Raw genomic sequence first — 1,529 nt, 5'->3', positions numbered from 1 at the left:
CACCGATTGTGTGTCAAAGTGGGTAACGGGTGCTCGAATTAAGATTGGCTCAATGCCTGGCTTAATTCGTAGGGGATGCGTAAAGAAAAGATAGCCGAAGGAACATTACGCGCATGGCACTTCGAACAACGGTCGACCAACACAATAAGCGATATATACAGTTCCTTGCTCATCGGTCGATTTTGCGCAGTCATAACCAAGTTTATGCGCTAGAATGCCTTGATATTGTTGAATAGCCCAATCCGCTTCACCATCATCACTGTAACTATGATCATAATTTCGGACACTCTGACTATTATCAAGTAATGCTGCAATCTCATCGTTATCAAGATTGAGTTCTAAATCTTCTCGCACCATTTGAATGACAGTGATAACGGCATCCTCGGAAACATGATGCCGGTAAAATATTGACTCTATTTCAATAACATTATCAACAACGAGATTATATTGGTAGTTACACTGACCCGCTAAGTTATATTCATTGCCTTATATTCCAAAACATAAACACCCCTTCAAAAATGGGGCATACGGGTTTTTGGATGTAACTTCTGTGATTTTACTGCGCTCGCATGTGTAATGACCATTATTCAAATCCTGTAAAATTAAAGTGAGATTATTGGATTTCGAATACCACAGGCCGCCGCATATTTAATAATATTACGGATACTTGCATTATCAACATTCGACTCCATACGAGTGACAGTCGAGGGATTAACGCCTAACTTTTTAGCTAATTCTGCTTTTGTTAAACCCGCGTTAGTCCGCCATTCTGTTAGCAGAGCTTGAAGTTTTTCTTTCTGTAGTTCTTCTTCATAAGCAGCTCGATATTCAGGGTTTTTCATCCACTCATTGTGTAATTCATTATGCGTTTTCATCATTTAGTATCTCCTGTAACCTTGCTTTTGCGATCTCAAATTCTGTTTTTGGCGTTTTTTGTGATTTTTTTATGAAAATCCGCAACATGTAAATTGTTTTTCCTTTATGGTATACCCAAATTCCTCGTGCAATATCATTTCCCATGGTTCTTAGTTCAAATAGCCCATCCCCAAGGGGTTTTGTGTCGGGCTCTCTTAAGATATGTGGGTTTAATTCCATTTTCTGCACTATACGGTCATATTTAACTTTTATTTTAATGGGTAAATCGTTGGCTTCTTTTTCTGCTTCTTCGTGGTATTTGACTGTATACATGTCCTCTCCTCAAATTGCATTATAATGCAATTTGCAATAAAGTGCAATTTATGAGATATGAAAAAGAGCTTGTTAAGCGGCTGAGAAATACATTTATACGAAATAAGGTAAAAACATTTAACGCGGTATTATCCCCATTTTCAGGGGATAACTACATTTATCAATGTGGATAGCTTATGTAATCAATTGATTATCGATAAACTTTATAGAATGATTATTTTTTAATCTCATTAACATCTAACGACGGGAATATCCGACAATTGAGTTGTCCAGCGAGGCGATAAAAATTGCTGCTTCATTTTCCATAAAGCCGATTGCGATTGAATCCCCTGACCTGCAAA

At 37.5% G+C, this 1,529-nt stretch carries 3 protein-coding genes and 1 pseudogene; all 4 read right to left on the bottom strand.

What is annotated here, in order from left to right:
• Window positions 1–105 precede the first annotated feature (105 nt).
• A pseudogene (locus tag AC4IFO_RS22810) lies at window positions 106–465 on the bottom strand (AcrIF11 family anti-CRISPR ADP-ribosyltransferase); the annotation flags it as partial.
• Between the two features lie 137 nt (window positions 466–602).
• Window positions 603–878, bottom strand: a complete 276-nt coding sequence (locus AC4IFO_RS22805; RefSeq protein WP_371007701.1) for a helix-turn-helix domain-containing protein — start codon at window positions 876–878, stop codon at window positions 603–605.
• A complete protein-coding gene (locus tag AC4IFO_RS22800; protein WP_036979532.1) occupies window positions 862–1,188 on the bottom strand; it encodes a type II toxin-antitoxin system RelE/ParE family toxin in 327 nt (108 codons plus the stop codon). The genes AC4IFO_RS22805 and AC4IFO_RS22800 overlap by 17 nt, the downstream gene beginning before the upstream one ends.
• Before the next feature lie 230 nt (window positions 1,189–1,418).
• On the bottom strand, window positions 1,419–1,529 hold a 111-nt coding region (locus tag AC4IFO_RS22795; RefSeq protein WP_490737825.1), incomplete at its 5' end, for a DUF4113 domain-containing protein.

The sequence above is a fragment of the Providencia sp. UF-224 genome, from assembly GCF_058245955.1.
This window is presented reverse-complemented; position numbering and strand designations above follow the sequence as displayed.